Here is a 20436-nt window from a genome sequence, read left to right as displayed (position 1 = left end):
TTAGAAGGTGATTAAGAAATGCAAAACAAACAAACATTAGTAGAAGTAGCATATAGTTTTTTATGCAAAAAGAAAAAAAGTAGTTTTAATGAAATTTGAACACATGTTAAAAAACAATGTAATATTTCTAAAGAAGATGAAGAAAAAATTGCTGGTGAACTTTATACTGGAATTATTTTAAATACCAATTTTTTCTTAAAAAATGATAAACTTTGATATCCACGTAATGAAGTCTCATTAGAGGAAATTAAAGAACATATGACAAGAGTAGAAATTCCAAGTAATACAAAAGAAGAAATTGATAGTACTGAAACAGTTACAGATAATGATGAAACTATAGATTTAAGTGAAGACGTAGAAGATGAAGATGATGATTTAAATACCATTAGTATTCAACCATTAGAAGATAGTTATGATGATGAATAATAATGATATTATTAATTAATATTTAGGAGAAAACTAATGAATTCAAAGTATATATTTATTACTGGTGGTGTTGTATCATCTTTAGGTAAAGGAATTATAGCAGCATCGCTTGGGCGTATATTAAAGCAAAAAAATATTAAGATTTTTATGCAAAAATTTGACCCTTATATTAATGTTGACCCAGGTACTATGAGTCCTTATCAACATGGTGAAGTATATGTAACTAGTGATGGTGCTGAAACTGATTTAGATTTAGGTCATTATGAACGTTTTATTGATGAAAATCTGACTAGAGACTCCAATATTACTGCCGGAAAAGTATACCAAACTGTTTTAAAAAAGGAACGCGATGGTTTTTATGAAGGGAAAACTGTACAAGTTGTACCACATGTTACTGATGAAATTAAAAAACATATTTTTAATTCCGCAATTAATAGTAAGGCTGATGTTATTATTACCGAAATTGGTGGAACAGTTGGTGATATTGAATCATTAGCTTTTATTGAAGCCATTAGACAAGTTAAAAACGAAAAAGGTCATGAAAATGTTATTGTTATTCATACTACATTAATTCCTTATTTACATTCGGTTGGTGAATTTAAAACGAAACCCAGTCAACATTCAGTAAAAGAAATATTATCATTAGGTATTCAACCTGATATTTTGGTTTGTCGTAGTGAAACTATGCCACCTGATCATATTTTTGATAAATTATCTTTATTTTGTAATATTAAACGCAGGCATGTTTTAGCAATTCCTGATTGTGATAATATTTATAAAGTGCCATTATCTTTAGAACAACAAAAAATTGATGAAGTAGTTTCAGAATTATTAAAATTAAATAAAACTAAACCAGATATGTCAGAATGACATACAATTGTTAAAAAGTTAGATAATATTAATCAAGAAGTTACTGTTGGTATTGTGGCAAAATATTCGAATTTAAGTGATGCTTATTTATCAGTAATTGAATCATTGAAAATTGCAGGTTATAGTCTTAATACTAAAGTTAATTATAAAATTATTAACGCTGAAAGTTTAGATAGTAAAAACATTAATTCTATGCTTTCTGCTTTTCAAGCAATAATTGTTCCTGGTGGCTTTGGTAATCGTGGTGTTGAAGGTAAAATCAATGCAATTAATTATACTCGAGTTAATAAAGTTCCTTTCTTAGGATTATGTTTAGGTATGCAGTTAGCTTGTATTGAATATGCTCGTAATGTATGTAATTTACAAGATGCTAATTCTACTGAATTTAATGAAAAAACTAAAAATCCTATTTTTGATTTATTACGTGGCAAAAATAAAAATGATCAAATCGGGGGAACTTTAAGATTGGGTAATTATCCAACCACTTTAATTAATGATTCATTAGCAAAATCTCTTTATAAACAAACTATTATTATTGAACGTCATCGTCATCGTTATGAATTTAATAATAGTTATAAAACATTACTTGCAAAAAATGGATTAATTTTTAGTGGTATATATAATAAAGAAGATTTGGTAGAAATGATTGAGTTGCCAAAAGAAGTACATCCATTCTTTATTGCAAGTCAGTTTCATCCTGAGTTCACATCAAGAATTAATAAACCAAATCCTTTATTTTTAGGATTAATTAAAAGTATTATTAAAAAATAATGATAAAGTAAGAAAATTTAATTTTAAAATTGTTATAATTTTTATGAATTGTATATTCTCAAAATATATATGCAACTAGATTTTTTATGAAAATATATAATATAAGGTTATAATATTTTAAGAAAGAAGGAAAAGAAATGAATAAATTTGTTAGTGCAAAAAATATGATTGATAAAGCAAAAGCAGGTAAATATGCCGTTGCTCACTTTAATATTAATAATTTAGAATGAACAAGATCTATTCTTGAAGTTGCACAAGAAACTAAATCATCTGTTATTTTAGGTGTTTCAGAAGGTGCTATTAAATACATGGGTGGATTTAACACAGTTGCTAGTATGACTTTAGCGTTATTGAATGATTTAAATATTACTATTGCAGTGGCATTACATTTAGATCATGGTCAATCAGTAGATTCTTGTAAGAAAGCATTAGATGCTGGTTTTAGTTCTGTTATGTTTGATGGTTCTCATTTAGATTTTAATGAAAATATAAAAGGTACCAAAGAAGTAGTTGCTTATGCTAAGAAAAAAAATGCATCTGTTGAAGCAGAAGCAGGTACTATTGGTGGTGAAGAAGATGGACTTATTGGTAGTGGTGAGATTGCTAGTGAGGAAGATTGTAAATCATTAGCAGCTTTAGGAATTGACTTTTTAGCAGCCGGAATAAATAATATTCATGGAAAGTATCCTAAAAATTGAGATGGTTTAAATTTTGATGTGTTAAAAAATTTATCAGTAGCTTCAAATAAGCCAATGGTATTACATGGTGGTTCTGGAATTCCAAAAGATCAGGTTAAAAAAGCTATTAATTTAGGAATTAGTAAAATTAATGTTAATACTGAATTACAAGAAGTGTTCGCCGCAGCTATTGAAAAATATGTTACGGAAGGAAAACTTAATGAAGATAAAGGGTTTGATCCTAGAAAAATTTTTAAGCCAGGAATGGAAGCAATTAAACTTAAAGCTAAAGAATTATTAACAGAATTTGGTTCATTAGGAAAATCTTAAAAAAATGGTCATATTATTATTAATATGACCATTTTTAAATAATTTTCCTTAAATTAAGATAAATTTCAAATATGAAAATTACTTTTATTATCAATAACTTGTGATATTTTTTCATTACTTAAAATATCAATTATTACTTCAGCCTTAATAGCAACTTTCGCGTCTAACATATGACCCCACCAATTACGTTAAAATTATCATCACCAAAAGTAGTATGGCAATGAATAATTGGTTTATTTCTATCTTTTTCATCTCAAATGATTGTTCCAATTGTTGATAACAATTCATATTGTTCAAGAAAAGTTTTTTTACATAATCAGTACTTTTTTTAGGAATATAGCCTAAAGTGACATTAGTAATAGCATCAATCATTTGGAATTGTGCCATTCCTATATTTTCTTTAATAGCAAATTGCTCTAAAGTTTTAATAATCATTTCATCTTTTTCAATAATTAATGCATACTTATTTCCGATCATTTTTTTAATTTTCATAATAAGAATCTCACCTTTCTTTTAGCAGTATTTTAACATATTTATTAATAGCAATAATGATTAAATTTGATTATTATAGGAAAAAATATTTTTCTTTTTGTAATAAAAATTATTTTAAAAAGAAAATATATTAATTTTAAAATTAATAGGTATAATAAAACTAATATTTAAACTAAGGAAGTGATAAAGTTGAAAACTAATGGTTTAGTAATTGCTATTGGTAATGATCATACCGCTTATGAATTTAAACAACCAATTATTAAATTTTTACATACAGAAGGCTATCAAATTTTAGATTTAGGAACAAATAGCAGTGAGCCTGTTGATTATCCTAATTTTGGTTTTAATGTTGCTAATGCTATTGTTAGTAAAAAAGCAGATTTTGGTATTGTAATTTGTGGTACTGGTATTGGTATTAGCATTGCTACCAATCGTATTAATGGTGTTCGTTGTGCCCTTTGCTATGAAGAAGAAACAGTAAGATTGGCAAGGCTTCATAATGACGCTAATGTTTTAGCACTAGGTGCTAGAATTATTTCTGATTATAAAGCAGTAGAACTTGTGAAATTATTTTTAAATACTAAAACAAGTGATGAAAAAAGACATCAATTAAGAGTTGCAAAACTAAAATAATTTTACTATTAAATTATTAAAGAGAGGATGTTTAAAAATGGATAAATCTTTTAATAAGGGTCTTGACCCAGAATTAAAAAAAATTGTGAAAGATGAATGACAACGTCAACAAAATCATATTGAATTAATAGCTTCAGAAAACTATGTATCACCAGCTGTACTTACATTTGCTGGAACAATATTAACTAATAAGTATGCAGAAGGTTATCCTGGCAGAAGATATTATAATGGTTGCGAAAATGTTGATAAAATTGAAAATTTGGCAATAGAGCGTTTTAAACAATTATTTAATTGTAATCATAAACCAGGTCAATGTAAAAAAGGTAATTTTCATGCTAATGTACAACCTCATTCTGGTAGTCAAGCTAATGCTGAAGCATATGCTGCTATATTACGTCCAGGTGATACTATTCTTGGTATGGAACTTGATGCCGGTGGTCATTTAACTCATGGTTATAAAATTAATTTTTCTGGTAAAATTTATCACGGTGTTAATTATGGCGTAAGTAAAAAGGATGAATATTTAGATTATGATGAAATTTTAAAAATTGCTAAAGAATGTAAACCAAAAATTATTGTAGCAGGAGCTAGTGCTTATTCAAGAGTTATTGAATGATCAAAGTTTCGTAAAATTGCCGATACTGTTGGAGCATATTTAATGGTTGATATGGCGCATATTGCTGGATTAATTGCTGCTGGATTACATCAAAATCCTATTTGTTATGCTGATATTACAACAACAACAACTCATAAAACATTAAGAGGACCACGTGGTGGTGCTATTCTTTGCACCGAAGAATTAAAAAAGAAAATTGATAGTGCGGTATTTCCCGGTAATCAAGGTGGGCCATTGGAACATATTATTGCAGCAAAAGCACAAGCTTTTTATGAAGCATTAACGCCAGAATTTAAAACTTATCAAATGCAAGTAATTAAAAATGCTCAAGCATTAGCGAAAACTTTTCTTGACGCAAAATTTCATGTAGTGGCGGGTGGAACTGATAATCATTTATTAACTGTTAATGTTACTAATATTAACGGTTTAAATGGTAAAGAAGCTGTTGATATTTTAGAAAAGATTAATATTGTTGCTAATAAGAATGGTGTTCCCTTTGATCCTTTACCAGCTGTTATTACTAGTGGTGTTCGTTTTGGTAGTCCAGCAATGACAACTAGAGGTTTTAAAGAAGAGCAGTTTATTGAATTAGGAAAGATTATTATTAGTGCTTGAAAATTACCTAAGGGTATTAATGATGATGGTTTAAATGAATTAAGAAAAAAAGTTGATATGCTTTTAAAAAAATTTCCCATTTATGAAGATATAAAATTACCTCAATAATAAAATAATTATTTTATTTTTTGAATCTTTAATTTCTTTCATTTTTTCAATAAAATTATTATCATATTTAACCGAAGATTGTTCTTTAATAAACTTTATTAATTCTGAAACATCTTCATCGCTAATTCATGGTGCTTGTAAGCGATTGATATTATTTTGTCCTGGAGCTAAAAAGGTGGTTGGTGGTTAGCCCTAAATACTGGACCACTTTTGGATAGACAGTTTTAAATTTTTATTTGTGAAATTGGTGGTTTTAGAAATTTAGAATGTATTCTTTCGTAATTATAAAACATAATATATTGGTTTACATCATTTATAGCTTCATTGAGAGAAAAATATTGATTTGAACCTTTAGGTAGTCATTCTTGAGATAAATGAGAAAATCAGTTTTCAGATATTACATTGCCACCAATATCATAAGGTTGTTTTTTGCTTAAAATTATTTGCTTATCAGCAGCTCAATTTGTGATGTCTTGACAATAAAATTCGTTGGCGTTATCTGAGTGTAAAATAACGTTTTTTACTTGGTTTCAAGAGAATTGTTGATTTATTTTTTCAAGTGCAGGAAGGATTAAATCTTGATAGGATTTGTTTGAACATGTATTATAGCTTACAATATTATTTGAATAAAAATCAATAATTACAAAAAGATATAATCAACCTTCTTTAGTATTTATTTGTTTAGTGTCCATTGATCAAATTTGATTTGAAGAGGTTGTACTTTTATAATCTTTGTTTACTTTATCCATTGTAGGTATTCACTTATTTGGATTTTTTTTGTTTTTAGGATAGTTATTTTTAGTTTGTTTTAATCCTTGAAGATTGTGATCTTTCATAATTTTTCGCATTTGTTTTGTTGATAATTCTAGATTTAAAATAATATGTTTGTATTGTTTTAATCATTCTTTAAATGCTGAAAAAATTCGTAAATAGCCATAAATTTGTCCTTTTCTTGTAAAATGAAATTCAAGTAAAAGTTGGCATAATTCTTGATATTTATGTGTACAATTACTAATTTGATTTTTTTCTTTTTTAATAGGGTTTTGTTTGTTTTTTACAAAATAATATGTTGATCGGTTTAGTTGAAGATGTTGGCAAAGATATCTAATTGAATATTGGTTTTTGCTATCATCAATAATTTGAATTTTTTGTTTGATATTTAACTTGTTAATTACTAATGCTATTTGTTTAATTTTATCCATTATTAAAAATCCTTTCATGTCAAAATTAGTGTTAATTGTATAACACAATTGTTTTTCGAATACATTCAAGTTTTTTTTAAATTAATGGTCTAGTAAAAAGGGCTAAGTAGCAACCACCCTTGGTACATCAATTTCAATTTTACCTTGTTTGAGTTATTAATTTTTTTGATGTTGTACCATTACGAACATTGTCATTATTACTGCGTTGATTTCTTTCGTGTCCTAAATAATTTTGCATCTCAGAATTCAACATTTTTTCTACCAATCGTTTAGTTAATTCTTTATATAAGCCTCCCTCTTTAAAAACTGTTGTTAAATCCTCAGTATTTTCTAATAATAAATCTACTGCTTTTGATATTGGATCATTGTTATTAAGATTATCTTTTTTAGCCATCTGTAACTCACTCTTTCTAGATATATAAATTATATTTACTAGAATTAATTAAACATAGTTATTTTTGTAAGTCACACAGATTACTAAACATTTCCTAAAACTTTTTCAACATTTACTTAAAAATATCTTCATTATTTATTTTTCTGCTTTCATAATAATTTAGGATTATCACTAATATAGCCAGCTACTTGATTACCATAGATTTCATTTATCTTCACAGCTTCTTCATCACTCTTAAATGTTCATATATTTAACGGTTTTTTTAATTTTTTTAACTTACTAATCATTTCAAAATCTAAAACTACGGAAATTGAAGGATGCAAATAATCAAAGTTTTTAATATACCTTTCACTAAAATCATTTTTATTTTCAAATAAATAACCTTTTTTCATAGGATATTTAATTCTTTTAACAATTTCGTTTAATAACTGGTGATTAAAGGAAGAAACAATAATTTCAGCTTTACTTTTTTTTTCTAATTTTTTAATTTCTGAAAAAATAACCATTAATTGATTTGAGGTATATTTACGATTAATTTCTTCTTTAATTTCAACATTAATCATTTGATAATTTTTACTTAATTTTTCAATAAAATCATTAAATAATGGTGGAATTCATTCTTTATTATTTTTAAAAAATTCCAAATTAATAATTTCTTCATATAATAAACTACTAACCTCACTTTTATTATTGGCAATTCTTTCAAATGTATCATCATGAAAAATAATTACTTTATTATCTTTTGTTAATCGAATATCAAACTCTACTGCTTGGCAAATTTTCAAAGCATTTTGGAAATCAATGATTCGATTTTCACCTTCTGTAGAACGAAATCCACGATGTGCCACTAATAATGCCATAAAATAAACACCCCCAATATTCCTATACCTAATTATTTTACACTAGACTTGTTTTGTGATTAAAAAAGTACTTTGTGTTTCCCAAAAATTCAACTATAAAATTTTATTTTTTTAAGTTTAAGTAAAAATTAACAATTAAAAATAAATTTAATTAAGGAATAAGTGTCGTTACTGAATTATAATCATAAATATCATTATCTAAATTACTTACAAATAGAATACTATTATTTCATTCAACATTTTGTTGTGCTATTTTTTCACTAAGTAACAATTGTTCAATAGATTTATCTAATAAATTTAATTGATCTAATTCTAAATTATTTAATACATCTTTTATAACTTGTTCACCACACATATCATCAAAAATTAAATTAGATGACAAATTTTCACTACTTAGTAGCGAACTTTGTTCTTCATTAGCCATATATTCAAATTCTATTTCCTCTAACAACTTATCTAATTCTGTTTCTTGTGTTTCTGAATAAAGTTGTGATTGTAAAACATCTCATGCAATATTTTTTATTTGTTCACTACACATATCATCACAATTAAAACTGCCTAAATCAAAATTTTGTTTTAAAGTAGAAACATGACTAGATTGCAATTCTATTTGTTTTTGCTTTTTTTTCCTTATTAAGTTGATATCATTTTTATTATATTCTGGGAATGTTTAGTAATCTGTGTGACTTACAAAAATAACTATGTTTAATTAATTCTAGTAAATATAATTTATATATCTAGAAAGAGTGAGTTACAGATGGCTAAAAAAGATAATCTTAATAACAATGATCCAATATCAAAAGCAGTAGATTTATTATTAGAAAATACTGAGGATTTAACAACAGTTTTTAAAGAGTGAGGCTTATATAAAGAATTAACTAAACGATTGGTAGAAAAAATGTTGAATTCTGAGATGCAAAATTATTTAGGACACGAAAGAAATCAACGCAGTAATAATGACAATGTTCGTAATGGTACAACATCAAAAAAATTAATAACTCAACAAGGTAAAATTGAAATTGATGTACCAAGAGATCGTAATAGTAATTTTGAACCAGTAATAATCACAAAAAGACAGAGAAGATTTGATGGTTTTGATCAACAAGTTCTTTCACTATATGCAAAAGGTATGACTTTATCAGATATTAGAATGCAGTTGCAAGAGTTATATGATGGCGCAGATATTAGCGAAAGCGTAATTAGTCAAATTACTGATGATGTCATTGATGATGTCAAAGCATGGCAAAATCGTCCATTAGATAGTGTTTATCCAATCATTTATTTTGATTGTATCGTAGTTAAAGTACGTCAGGATAAACGTATTATTAACAAATCAGTTTATATAGCTTTAGGAGTTGATTTAGAAGGTAAAAAAGATGTTTTAGGTTTATGAATTAGTGAAAATGAAGGTGCTAAATTCTGATTAAATAATTTTACAGAAATGAAAAATCGAGGCTTAAATGATATTCTTATTGCTTGTAGTGATAATTTAACAGGCATGTCAGAGGCAATACAATCAGTTTATCCTAAAACTGAACATCAATTATGCATAGTTCATCAAATTAGAAATAGCTTAAAATATGTTTCATACAAACATCGAAAGTCTCTAGTTATCGATTTAAAGCCAATTTATACAGCATGTAGTGAAGAACAAGCAATGCAAGCTTTAGAATCATTTGAAAGTAAATGAAATAAACAATATCCACAAATTGCTAAATCTTGATATAAAAATTGAGAAAATTTAATGGTTTTTATTAGTTATCCAGCAGAAATTAAAAGGGTAATTTATACTACAAATGCTATTGAATCTGTTAATAGCCAATTACGAAAAGTTATTAGAAATAAAAAAGTTTTTCCTAATGATATGGCAGTTTTTAAAATTTTTTACTTAGCAATTGAAAATATCACAAAAAAATGAACATTGCCTATTCAAAATTGAAATACAGCAATTGCTCATTTTATGATAAAATTTGAAGACAGAATTAATCTGAACTAGTACTTTGTAAAACAAAGAAACACAGATTACTAAAAAGCCTCTATATTCTTGCTTTCTTGCCTTCACTTCAGATTTTTTAAAATATTCTTGCATTCTTTCTTTATTAAGTTGATATCTTTTTTTCTCATATTCTCGTTTTTTTTCTTTTACTTCAGGTCTTTGAGCATATTCTCGATTTCTTGCTTTCACTTCTGGCCTTTGTTTATATTCTTTCCTTCTTGCTTTCACTTCAGGCATTTGAACATATTTTTTTGTTTTTCTTTAATAAGTTGATATCTTTTTTTATAATATTCTTGCATTCTTATCTTTACTTCAGAATTTTGATTATACTCTAGTTTTTTTTCTCTATTTTTTTTATATCATTTTTGATTATTTTTTAGTTTCTGTTCTTTATTAAGTTTATATAACATTTTTCTATATTCTTGTATTTTTTCTTTATTGCGTTGATATCTTTTTTTCTCATATTCTTTCCTTCTTGCCTTCACTTCAGGCCTTTGAGAATACTCTAGTTTTTTTTCTTTATTTTTTTGATATCATATTTGACTTTTTTTTAATTTTTGTCCTAGCATAAATTGTTTATTAACTTCTTCATTTCAAAATGATGAAGAAATTTCATTAATAACTACACTTCCATTATCCATATTTTTTCCCCCATTAATTTAATTTAATTTGAATTTTTACTACTTTTTTATTTTACAAATAAAAAATATTTTATAACAAAATTAATATTATTTATTATTTTTGATTTTTCTTATACTCCTATACTTTTTTAAATAAATTTAAACTTAAAAAATATTATTAACAATTAAAAATAAATTTAATTAAGGAATAAGTCTCGTTACTGAATTATAATCATAAATATCATTATCTAAATTACTTACAAATAGAATACTGTTATTTCATTCAACATTTTGTTTTGCTATTTTTTCACTAACTAACAATTGTTCAATAGCTTTATCTAATAAATTTAATTGATCTAATTCTAAATTATTTAATACATCTTTTATAACTTGTTCACCAAATACACCATTATAAATTAAATTAGATAACAAATTTTCACTACTTAGTACCGAACTTTGTTCTTCATTAGCCATATATTCAAATTCTATTTCCTCTAACAACTTATCTAATTCTGTTTCTTGTGTTTCTGAATAAAGTTGTGATTGTAAAACATCTCATGCAATATTTTTTATTTGTTCACTACACATATCATCACAATTAAAACTGCCTAAATCAAAATTTTGTTCTAAAGTAGAAACATGACTAGATTGCAATTCTATTTGTTTTTCCTTTTCTTGCTTATTAAGTTGCTGTCTTATTTTCTTATATTCTTTCCTTCTTGCCTTCACTCGGACCTTTGAGCATATTGTCTTAGTTTTTCTTTCATTTCAGGTCTTTGAACATATTCTTTCATTTTTTCTTTATTCTTTTGAAATAAATAAAATTCATTAATAACTATATTTCCATTATTCATGATTTTCCCCTCTAAATATAATTAATTAAATTTTATATTAATAAATATATGAATTAGGTTTACCAATTTTAACTGTTTTTTTAATATTTAATTAAAGATAAAACCAGTTGCCAAATTATAATCACAATTATCACTGTTTAAATTACTTGTAAGTATAATATTACTATTTCAATTAAAATTTTGTTGTGATATTTTTTTATTAACTAATAATTGTTCACCAGATTGAGATAATTCTAAATTATTTGATACATCTTTTACAATTTGTTCACCATACACATCATCAAAAATTAAATTAGATGACAAATTTTCACTACTCATTACCGAACTTTGTTCTTCATTAACCATATATTCAAATTCTGCTTCCTCTAACAACTTATCTAATTCTGTTTCTTGTGTTTCTGAATAAAGTTGTAATTCTAAAACATCTCATGGAATATTTTTATTTGTTCACTACACATATCATCACAATTAAAATTGCTTAACTCAAAATTTTGTTCTAAAGTAGAAACATACCCAGATTGTAATTCTCTTTGTTTTTGCTTTTTTTCCTTATTAAGTTGACATCTCTTTTTATCATACTCTCTCCTCCTTGCTTTCACTTCGGACCTTTGAGCATATTGTCGTATTCTTTCTTTATTAAGTTGATATCTTTATTTTTGATTATTTTTTAGTTTCTCTTCTTTATTGGTTTTATATAATGTCTGTCTATATTCTTTTTTTTCTTATTTTCACTTCGGACATTTGAGCATATTGTCGCATTTTCAATTTTACTTCAGACCTTTGAACATATTTTTTCTTTATTGCTTTTACTTCAGGTCTTTGAGCATATTCTCTCATTTTTTCTTTGTTTTTTTGATATAACTCTTGATCACATTTTCTCCTCCTTGCTTTCACTTCGGGTTTTTGATCATATTCTCGTTTTCTTGCTTTTATTTCGGGCCTTTGAGCATATTCTCTCATTTTTTCTTTATTCTTTTGATATCATATTTTACTTTTTTTCATTTCCCGTTTCTTATTAAGTTGACATAATCTTTTTTTATATTCTTGCTGTTTTTCTTTATTAGATTGTTTATTAACTATTTCATTAATTTGAAATGAATAAACTGTATTAATAACTATATTTCCATTATTCATGATTTTTCCCTCTAAATATAATTAATTAAATTTAATTTAAACTTTTACCACATTTTTTCTATCTATCAAAAATTATATTTATTTTTTTAATAAATAAAACTGTATTATTGCATTTTTTTCAAATTCTTAATAAAATAAAAAATTTTATAGTATAAAATACCCATAAAATTTTTTATTTTTTATATCATTTTTAATTAAATCTTAGAAAATATTACTAAAAAAGTAAAATTTAATTTCAAAATTAATTCATCATTAAAATTATTAATAACTAATTTTATCGTTTAGATTTATTGAAAGCAATACCCAATGCTTTTGGTGTTTTACTTCATTTTGATGTAAACACTAAAACTAATAAAGATGTTACAAAAGGCAATATATTCCATATATCAGAATTACTTGATATTCATTGAGGAATATTTGGTAAAAACGTAATTCTGGCACCTGTTGTTTCAACAATAGCAAATAAGGCAGCACCAATTGTAATCAATGGTACTCTTCATTGTCCAAAAATTAAAATAGCTAAAGCAATAAAACCATTTCCACTAACTGTCCCACGAAAAGTTTGACTAGCATACATTGGAAAAATACCACCAGCAATTCCTGCTAAAAAGCCAGATAATAATACAGCAACATATCGTTGTTTAATAACATTAATTCCTGTAGCATCAACCGCATTGGGATTTTCACCAGTCGCAACATGATGTAATCCTCATTTAGTATATTTTAGAATAATAGCAATACTTACTAAAACTATAATTGCTAAAAATAAATATAAATTAAAAAATTCATTATTACCAATTTTTGGTAATTGATAAATATTTGTTAATGAAATAAAACCATTATTCCCTGGTAACTGAACAACAAAAACTGCAATTGCTGCTGCTAAAATATTAATTGCAACGCCAGAAATAATTTGATCAGATTTTAAAGTAACTGATGCAAAAGCATGGAAACAAGCAAATCCCATTCCCGCTAATCCAGCTACTAATAAAGCAACAATTTGTGATCAATTACCTCAATTAACACCTATATTTTTTCCAAATGAAGAAAAAGCAAGTGCACCAATTGTCATCATTCCTTCAATACCAATATTAACAACACCAGCACGTTCTGAAATTAATCCAGATAATGCACCAAGTACTAAAACAACAAAAATTAAACTAGAATGTTCAAAAATTATTTTGAGTGCTTCCATTAACTTTTTCCTCCTGTTCTTTCAGTTTTTATTTTCATAATTGCTTGTTGTTCATTTTTAAATATATCAGTAAATTTATTAATAAAAGTTGTCTTTTCAAATTCCGCTTTTTTAGTAAATTGTTTAGTTAATATATTAATATTACTATTAATTGGGATAATTTGACTTTTTAATTGCTGTTTGTCAATTTTATAATTTTTAATTAAGTTTTTAACATTATTTTTATAATTAGTTTGAAGTTGATGTTTTGCTAAAATTAATTGTTTTTTTATTTTTTTATCGTCAGTTTTAACTGTTTGATTTTTTAATAACTTTAATTCATCACTTAATTCTTGTTTCAATTTATTAATTTCTCGATAAAGATTTAATTTTAAGTCTTTTACTCTTGACTTATCTAATATTACTTTTTGTTTTTTTAATAATACTATTTCTCGAATTAAATCTTGCTTATAGTTATAAACATTATTTTCATATTTCATTTTTTCATTAATATACATATTTAAACTTTCACCATAAATCGTTTTTATTTTTTGTTGAAAATTATTTCAATTACCAATTTTACCTTTTTTTCAAATTGCATCATATTGTTTACATATATAATGATTTAAAGCTTTATTTTCTTGGAAAAATTGTGCTCAATTAACACCAACTTTATCATTTTTATTATTAATAACTGCTTGTAACTGTAAGTTGATATCACTATTAACTTTATTAATTTCTTGTGAAAGATTTTGTTTTAAATTTTTAACTTTTGACTCATAATCTGATAATGACTTATTATATTCTATCTTTAAGTGATTAATTTTATTATTTTTTTCTTTAATTAAATCTAATTTTAACTTATTATATTGTCTCTTTATTTTAAAATTTTCAATAAAATGATAGTACATCTTGGCAATAAAACTATTTGTAACTTTTCGTTTTTCTCCATCAAAGGTTATATTTAAATAACGAATTAAAAATTTAATTGGCTGTAAACGAGATAATAAAACTGCACAAGCAGCTGAATAAATAATAACACCAAAAATAATATCACCAGTTGCTGTTGGTAATGTTAATACTGAACCAATTGAACCACCACTCTTAATTAAGCCTCAAAGAAAAGCAGAACCCACAACACCTATTGGATTAATTTGACCAACTAAGGCAACAGCTATACTATCAAAACCGATAGTTGGTAAATCATCAGTTAAAAAACTAATTGAAGGATTTTTGGCAATGTAATAAATAATAGCCATTACTCCTGCTAATGCTCCTGAAATAACAAATGATGTTATGCAATAATGTTTATGATTAATACCACTATAAACCGCAGCAAATGGATTTAAACCTACTGTTCGAATTTTATAACCTAAAGTTGTTTTTTTCAATAAGAATCAAACTGTTATTATTAAAATAATAGAAATTAATAATGGTAGTATACAATTATAACCATTAATACTCATACTCATACTATCATGAATAGTTGCTGATGTTCCATGATCAGCATCATATAAATCTTTATTGATTTTAAATAGTCATTTTACTAAATATCAAATTGTTCAATTTAATAAAATAGAAGTAACAACCTCATGAACATTAAAAAAAACTTTTAATAACACTGTTACCAACGCCACTAATATTGCTGCTAATACTCCAGCAAAAAGCGCGCTAATTATAGCTAATGGTTGTGATAAGTCATAACGGACACCAATTGCGATAACAACAGCTCCTGCTGCTAACATTTGACCCGCAACTCCAATATTAAACATTCCTGAACGGAAAGAAATAACTAGCGCTAATCCTGCCACAATATAAATTGCTCATCAAACTAAAGTATTATCTCAATTATTAGCTGGCCAACTTGTAAAAGCATATGTTAATAACAACTGAAAATAAGTAAAAGCATTTTGACCTGAACCAATTATAACAAAACAAGCAATAATTAATCCAAAAATAATGGCAAAAATTGAACCCTTAAATTTAGTAAGACTACTATTCATTTCTTTTGAACCAAGATATAAACGACTTCGTCGTTTTAAAAATCATGTTTTTTGTTTAAACATTATCTTCATTTCCTTCCATTAACATTTTTTGTCCCGCCATCATTAATCCTAATTGTTCACGAGTAACATTTTTAGCACTAACATTACCAGTAATTTTACCAGCATGTAAAACAACAATTCGATCTGCTAATGACATAACTTCTGATAATTCATAAGAAATTAATAATACTGCATTACCTTCATTTTTTTCATCAAGAATACGACTATGAATATATTCAATAGCACCAATATCCAAGCCACGTGTTGGCTGAGCAACAACTAAAATTTTATGTTTTCTTGTTAATTCTCTACCAACAACCGCTTTTTGTTGATTACCACCTGACAAACCTCTAACTAAAGCAAAACCACTTTTACTACCACGAACATCATAATTATTAATAATATTTTGTGCATAAGATTGAATAGCTTTACTGCGAATCAAACCATGTTTAGAAAAAGGATATTCGCTAATATTTTGTAAAACCATATTATCAATAACATTATAATCTAAAACAAGTCCATATTTATGACGATCTTCAGGAATATGACTTAAACCACTTTTATATAAACTTCGAATTGAACTGTGTTTCATATTCTTATTACCAAAAAAAATATCACCTTTTTCTGGCTTAATCAAACCAGTAATTGCTGAAATTAATTCAGTTTGACCATTACCTTCAATACCAGCAATAGCCACAATTTCTCGTGACTTAACTTCTAAACTAAAATCAAAAAGACCCATTATTGATTTCCTATTACCAATTTTATGAACAAATAAATTATCAATTTTTAATAATACTGGCCCTAATACAACATTACCTTGATTTCTAATATCAACTAAATCTCTACCAACCATCAAAGTAGCAATTTCTTCTTTAGTTTTACTTTTAGATTCAAAAGTTTCAATAACTTTACCTAAACGAATTACTGTAACATTATCAGCAACTTGTTTAACCTCTTCTAATTTATGACTAATAAAAATAATAGTTTTACCATCACGTCTAAGTTCTTCAATAATTGTTAATAAACTAGTAATTTCTTGTGGTGTTAAAACTGCGGTTGGTTCATCAAGTACAATAATACTAGCACCACGATAAAGAACTTTTAAAATTTCAACACGTTGTTGCATACCAACACTAGCATTCTCAATTTTTAAATTAAGTTTAATGTCTAATTTATATTTTTTTGAAATTTCTAAAATTTTAGATTTAGCCTTTTTATAATTAATTCACTGTCATTTATGAACTGGCTCACTACCTAAAATAATATTTTGTAAAATAGTGAAGTTATCAACTAATTTAAAATGTTGATGTACCATTCCAATACCTAATTCGCCTGCTCTAATTGGTCCTGATATTACTACTTCTTTACCATTAATTTTAATAATACCTTTTGTTGGTTGATATAGTCCAAATAAAATTGACATTAGTGTCGATTTACCTGCACCATTCTCGCCAACCAAAGCGTGAATTTCTCCTTTTTTAATTTTAATAGAAATATTATTGTTAGCAATAATAGTATCTAAAAAAACTTTAGTAATACTTTCCATTTCAACAGCATATTGTAAGTTCTGTTTTTCAATATTTACTTGCATTTTATCACCCCTCTTAATTATTTAAATGGATCATATTCTTTTTTAATACCATTAATTCAATAATGATCTTTTAAATTGAGTACTTTTTGTCATCCAGCAGAAATTTTATCTAATCAATTAGTAGTTTCTGTCATTAATGGTGTGTAAATATCTTTATCACCATTTTTAATTGCTTTATTTGGTGCTATTCCAGTAAAATTAGGCCCACCTCTGTATGGTGCATCATCAATAAATGTTTGATCGGCAGTTGGATCAGTTGGATGCTCTGGATTCTGATCAGTTTTACCAACTGATTTTCAGAGCATAAGTTTAATTGAACTAATTAAATCTTTTTCTGCAGAAGTAATAAACCTATCTGCAGATTGTGGGTATTGAAGTTGTTGATCTGTATCAACACCAATAATTTTACCTTGACCAGATTTTTTTAATGATGATAAAGTATCTTCAGTTTGTGGTCCTGCTACCGGAAAAATAATATTAGTTTTTTGTCGAGCAAGATCATCATTAATTGCTTGTGAGCCTTTTGAACCTTGAGTAAAATCACCACTAAATTGAGTACCTGAAGTTATAAATTTAATATTTGGTAATGGTTCTTTAAAATCTGAATTTAAAATTTTAACTCATGATATTAATTTTTCTTCATCTTCTTTATTTTTAAATTTATTATTAAAAAACTGTATGGCTCAATAGTAACCATACATATAATTAGTAACTGCTGGAATATCAAGTCCACCATAGGTTGACATTTTTAAATTATCAAGTCCACCATATTGATTAGCATGAGCAGTTAACCATATTGCCCCTGCCAATCCGGCTAAAAACCCTGATTGTTCTGCTTTGTAAAGTAAACCAGCCAATTGTTTATTAGATTTTGGTACTTCTTTATTTGGAGTATCACCATCAATAAAAATAAATTTCACTTTATGTTTTAAAATAGTATTTTGTGCTTTAACCAAAGCATTATGATGTAAAAATCCTGAAGCAATAATTACTTTACTGTTTATGAAAACGGCTTTATTATATGATGTCATTAAATCATCAGTATTAGTTAATTGGGGATTATCTCAAGAAACCTCAACTCTTTTATTTTTATATTGAGGATCAATATAATCACTATGTGTTCAATCATTAAACTCTTGTTTAAACTTGAGGGCAGCATTATATGATGATTCATTAAAAGAAGCATCATTAATAGTATGTCCATCAGTTACAACAGTTATTCGATAAATATTTGGATCATTAAACTGACTATTGCAAGCAATGATTGGTAATATCATTATTACTGACAATGATATTGCACTAAATACAGTAAAAATTTTACGCATACTATTATATTCCTCCTACAATTATATATAAATATTTATATAAAAAAAATATAAAAAAAGAAAGCAAAAACATTGCTTTCTTAATTCAATTATTCAAAATAAAATAAAACTGTGTATAAATAAATTTTGAAAATAAATGGGTGGGAATAACTTACTATTAAAAAATACAGTATATATGTATTTAATATTAATTATTTTCTTATTTTCACAATTAACTCTAAACACTAGTTTCTCCTTTTAATGGCATATCTACCATTATATAAGATAATAAAACTTATTCTTTAAAAATTCAAGAATAATTATAAATTTTTTAAAATATATAGTAAAGTTTTATTAAAACTGTGGTTTATACTTTTCAACACTTTCATCAACATAATTTTTTCAAGCATTTTCTCACTTATCACGAGTAGAATCATTAGCTAAATCAGCAACTAATTTATTATAAGCATCAGTTACTTTTTGTGCTAAATGTCAATAATCATTACTATCAATAATTAAGTTATTATAAATAGCACTAATAGAATCATTATTAGCAATTCCAAGATATTGCTGACCACCTAATGCTGGTTGTGGTATGCTACCATCAAAGTATTGTTCACCATTAATAGGTTTAATACCATCCTCATTATAATCTAAATTAAAAGAATGTCATAATCAAGTATTAACTGACTTATGAATTCCCTTTAAAGCTGATGTAATAAAAATATCTTTAGCATAACTATATTGAACACTTTGATCAACATCAACACCAATAATTTTTGCTTTACTATTAGTAGTAGAGTTTTTAACAGCTGATACTAAATCAATTGTTTGTGCTCCTGCAACAGGCATTACAATATCATCTTTATATCCATCAATTAATTGTGAAGTTATCGCTTTTGATGATTTTGTACCGGATTCAAAACTACCTGTAAATTGTTTAGCAATTTTATCAAAATGAATATCAAATTTATTAGTTCATTTTTCAATTTTTTCCTTACCCTCTTTAATTCTAATGGCATTAGTCATTTCCAATAAATTATCATTGCTATTACGATATTTATTAAAATAATATACACCTCAATAATAACCCATCATATAACTAACAATAGTATCAGCTGGTAAACCACCAAAAGTTGACATTTTTAAACCATTATCATCATATGTTTCATGATTAGCAGCTAATCATATTGCTCCTGCTAATCCTGATAAAAACCCTGATTGTTCTGCTGAATAACTTAAACACGCTACATCAACTGGCTTTTCTAATTTAGCATCAACTAAAATAAAACGAACACCTAACTTTTTATATTGATTTTGAATAGCTGGTGTTAATGCACCAAGATGATTAAAGCCAACAACAATAATTGTTTTAGCACCAGCAAATGTTGCTAAATTATAATTATTTTGTAAAGTTGAAACGGTACTATCTCGTGAAATAATTCAACGCGTTTTCATTTTTTTATTTTTTCAAACTTCATTACCGGGTAAATTACTAATCATAATACGATTATCATTAAATGTTTTAGTAAACTCTTTTGAACCTTCTAATACTTGCTGATTAAAAGCTTTATCGAATAAATCACCACCATCAGTAATTATTCAAATATCACCAACACTAGGAATACTACATCCAATTAATCCTACTGATGAACTATTTATTAACAAAGTAATAATTAATAATTTTAAAAAATATTTCATAAATTTCTCCTATAAATAAA

General features: G+C 25.9%; 20 protein-coding genes and 2 pseudogenes. 6 read left to right on the top strand and 16 right to left on the bottom strand.

All coding sequences use genetic code 4. From position 1 onward, the window contains the following. Positions 1-18 precede the first annotated feature (18 nt). The 3 genes from rpoE to fba all read left to right on the top strand — a co-directional run bounded on the left by rpoE (position 19) and on the right by fba (position 3074). Positions 19-426 carry a DNA-directed RNA polymerase subunit delta gene (gene rpoE / locus SPIRDC1_RS01405; protein WP_174480191.1) on the top strand — a complete coding sequence of 136 codons (408 nt, stop codon included), beginning with the start codon at positions 19-21 and terminating at the stop codon, positions 424-426. A 36-nt stretch (positions 427-462) separates the two neighbouring features. Beyond that, complete coding sequence (gene pyrG, locus SPIRDC1_RS01400) at positions 463-2067, top strand: CTP synthase (RefSeq protein WP_174480189.1); 1605 nt, start codon at positions 463-465, stop codon at positions 2065-2067. A 137-nt stretch (positions 2068-2204) separates the two neighbouring features. After that, positions 2205-3074: a class II fructose-1,6-bisphosphate aldolase gene (gene fba / locus SPIRDC1_RS01395; RefSeq protein WP_174480188.1), complete on the top strand. Its 870-nt coding sequence runs from the start codon at positions 2205-2207 to the stop codon at positions 3072-3074. 163 nt (positions 3075-3237) lie between these two features. Here fba and SPIRDC1_RS10665 read toward each other — a convergent pair whose 3' ends face one another. Further along, complete coding sequence (locus tag SPIRDC1_RS10665) at positions 3238-3357, bottom strand: PCC domain-containing protein (protein WP_497463135.1); 120 nt, start codon at positions 3355-3357, stop codon at positions 3238-3240. 41 nt (positions 3358-3398) lie between these two features. Next, a pseudogene (locus tag SPIRDC1_RS10660) lies at positions 3399-3551 on the bottom strand (PCC domain-containing protein); the annotation flags it as partial. 219 nt (positions 3552-3770) lie between these two features. Between SPIRDC1_RS10660 and rpiB the strand changes: the two are divergent. Both rpiB and glyA read left to right on the top strand, forming a co-directional pair. Further along, a complete protein-coding gene (gene rpiB, locus SPIRDC1_RS01385; protein ID WP_174480264.1) occupies positions 3771-4199 on the top strand; it encodes a ribose 5-phosphate isomerase B in 429 nt (142 codons plus the stop codon). A 37-nt stretch (positions 4200-4236) separates the two neighbouring features. Beyond that, on the top strand, positions 4237-5538 hold the full coding sequence (gene glyA / locus SPIRDC1_RS01380; protein ID WP_174480185.1) for a serine hydroxymethyltransferase: 1302 nt from the start codon (positions 4237-4239) through the stop codon (positions 5536-5538). 224 nt (positions 5539-5762) lie between these two features. On the opposite strand, the gene SPIRDC1_RS01375 is transcribed toward glyA, so the two are convergent. The 4 genes and pseudogenes from SPIRDC1_RS01375 to SPIRDC1_RS01360 all read right to left on the bottom strand — a co-directional run bounded on the left by SPIRDC1_RS01375 (position 5763) and on the right by SPIRDC1_RS01360 (position 8598). Then, on the bottom strand, positions 5763-6758 hold the full coding sequence (locus tag SPIRDC1_RS01375; RefSeq protein WP_174479968.1) for an IS3 family transposase: 996 nt from the start codon (positions 6756-6758) through the stop codon (positions 5763-5765). Between the two features lie 99 nt (positions 6759-6857). Then, a pseudogene (locus tag SPIRDC1_RS01370) lies at positions 6858-7134 on the bottom strand (transposase); the annotation flags it as partial. Between the two features lie 131 nt (positions 7135-7265). Continuing rightward, the gene (locus tag SPIRDC1_RS01365) at positions 7266-7994 is read right to left on the bottom strand and encodes a glycerophosphodiester phosphodiesterase family protein (RefSeq protein WP_174480182.1); all 729 of its coding nucleotides are present in this window, start codon (positions 7992-7994) and stop codon (positions 7266-7268) included. A 151-nt stretch (positions 7995-8145) separates the two neighbouring features. After that, the gene (locus SPIRDC1_RS01360) at positions 8146-8598 is read right to left on the bottom strand and encodes a hypothetical protein (RefSeq protein ID WP_174480181.1); all 453 of its coding nucleotides are present in this window, start codon (positions 8596-8598) and stop codon (positions 8146-8148) included. 153 nt (positions 8599-8751) lie between these two features. Here SPIRDC1_RS01360 and SPIRDC1_RS01355 point away from each other — a divergent pair, with 153 nt between their 5' ends. Then, complete coding sequence (locus SPIRDC1_RS01355; protein ID WP_174480179.1) at positions 8752-9990, top strand: IS256 family transposase; 1239 nt, start codon at positions 8752-8754, stop codon at positions 9988-9990. Between the two features lie 146 nt (positions 9991-10136). Here the strand turns inward: SPIRDC1_RS01355 and SPIRDC1_RS01350 are convergent, their stop codons facing one another. From SPIRDC1_RS01350 to SPIRDC1_RS01305, 10 genes are all read right to left on the bottom strand, one after another. Further along, the gene (locus SPIRDC1_RS01350; RefSeq protein ID WP_174480178.1) at positions 10137-10631 is read right to left on the bottom strand and encodes a hypothetical protein; all 495 of its coding nucleotides are present in this window, start codon (positions 10629-10631) and stop codon (positions 10137-10139) included. Positions 10632-10811: 180 nt separating this feature from the next. Next, positions 10812-11339 (bottom strand): hypothetical protein, encoded by a 528-nt coding sequence (locus tag SPIRDC1_RS01345; protein WP_174480176.1) that lies wholly within the window; start codon positions 11337-11339, stop codon positions 10812-10814. Beyond that, a complete protein-coding gene (locus SPIRDC1_RS01340; protein ID WP_174480174.1) occupies positions 11306-11464 on the bottom strand; it encodes a hypothetical protein in 159 nt (52 codons plus the stop codon). Before SPIRDC1_RS01340 ends, SPIRDC1_RS01345 begins: the two co-directional genes overlap by 34 nt. Before the next feature lie 87 nt (positions 11465-11551). Next, a complete protein-coding gene (locus SPIRDC1_RS01335; RefSeq protein WP_174480173.1) occupies positions 11552-11809 on the bottom strand; it encodes a hypothetical protein in 258 nt (85 codons plus the stop codon). Between the two features lie 360 nt (positions 11810-12169). Beyond that, on the bottom strand, positions 12170-12598 hold the full coding sequence (locus tag SPIRDC1_RS01330) for a hypothetical protein (protein ID WP_174480171.1): 429 nt from the start codon (positions 12596-12598) through the stop codon (positions 12170-12172). 274 nt (positions 12599-12872) lie between these two features. Next, positions 12873-13793 (bottom strand): ABC transporter permease, encoded by a 921-nt coding sequence (locus SPIRDC1_RS01325; RefSeq protein ID WP_174480169.1) that lies wholly within the window; start codon positions 13791-13793, stop codon positions 12873-12875. Further along, entirely contained in the window at positions 13793-15838 is a 2046-nt protein-coding gene (locus tag SPIRDC1_RS01320) for an ABC transporter permease subunit (RefSeq protein WP_174480166.1), read from the bottom strand. Before SPIRDC1_RS01320 ends, SPIRDC1_RS01325 begins: the two co-directional genes overlap by 1 nt. Next, entirely contained in the window at positions 15831-17411 is a 1581-nt protein-coding gene (locus SPIRDC1_RS01315) for an ABC transporter ATP-binding protein (RefSeq protein WP_174480165.1), read from the bottom strand. Before SPIRDC1_RS01315 ends, SPIRDC1_RS01320 begins: the two co-directional genes overlap by 8 nt. A gap of 17 nt (positions 17412-17428) precedes the next feature. Continuing rightward, positions 17429-18736 (bottom strand): BMP family ABC transporter substrate-binding protein, encoded by a 1308-nt coding sequence (locus tag SPIRDC1_RS01310; protein ID WP_174480163.1) that lies wholly within the window; start codon positions 18734-18736, stop codon positions 17429-17431. Positions 18737-19069: 333 nt separating this feature from the next. Continuing rightward, entirely contained in the window at positions 19070-20416 is a 1347-nt protein-coding gene (locus tag SPIRDC1_RS01305) for a BMP family ABC transporter substrate-binding protein (protein WP_174480161.1), read from the bottom strand. Positions 20417-20436 lie beyond the last annotated feature (20 nt).

Source organism: Spiroplasma endosymbiont of Danaus chrysippus, assembly GCF_902809815.1.
GTDB lineage: Bacteria > Bacillota_I > Bacilli_A > Mycoplasmatales > VBWQ01 > Spiroplasma_E.
Note: the sequence above shows the minus strand (reverse complement) of the source record. Positions and strands in the feature narration are given on the sequence as shown.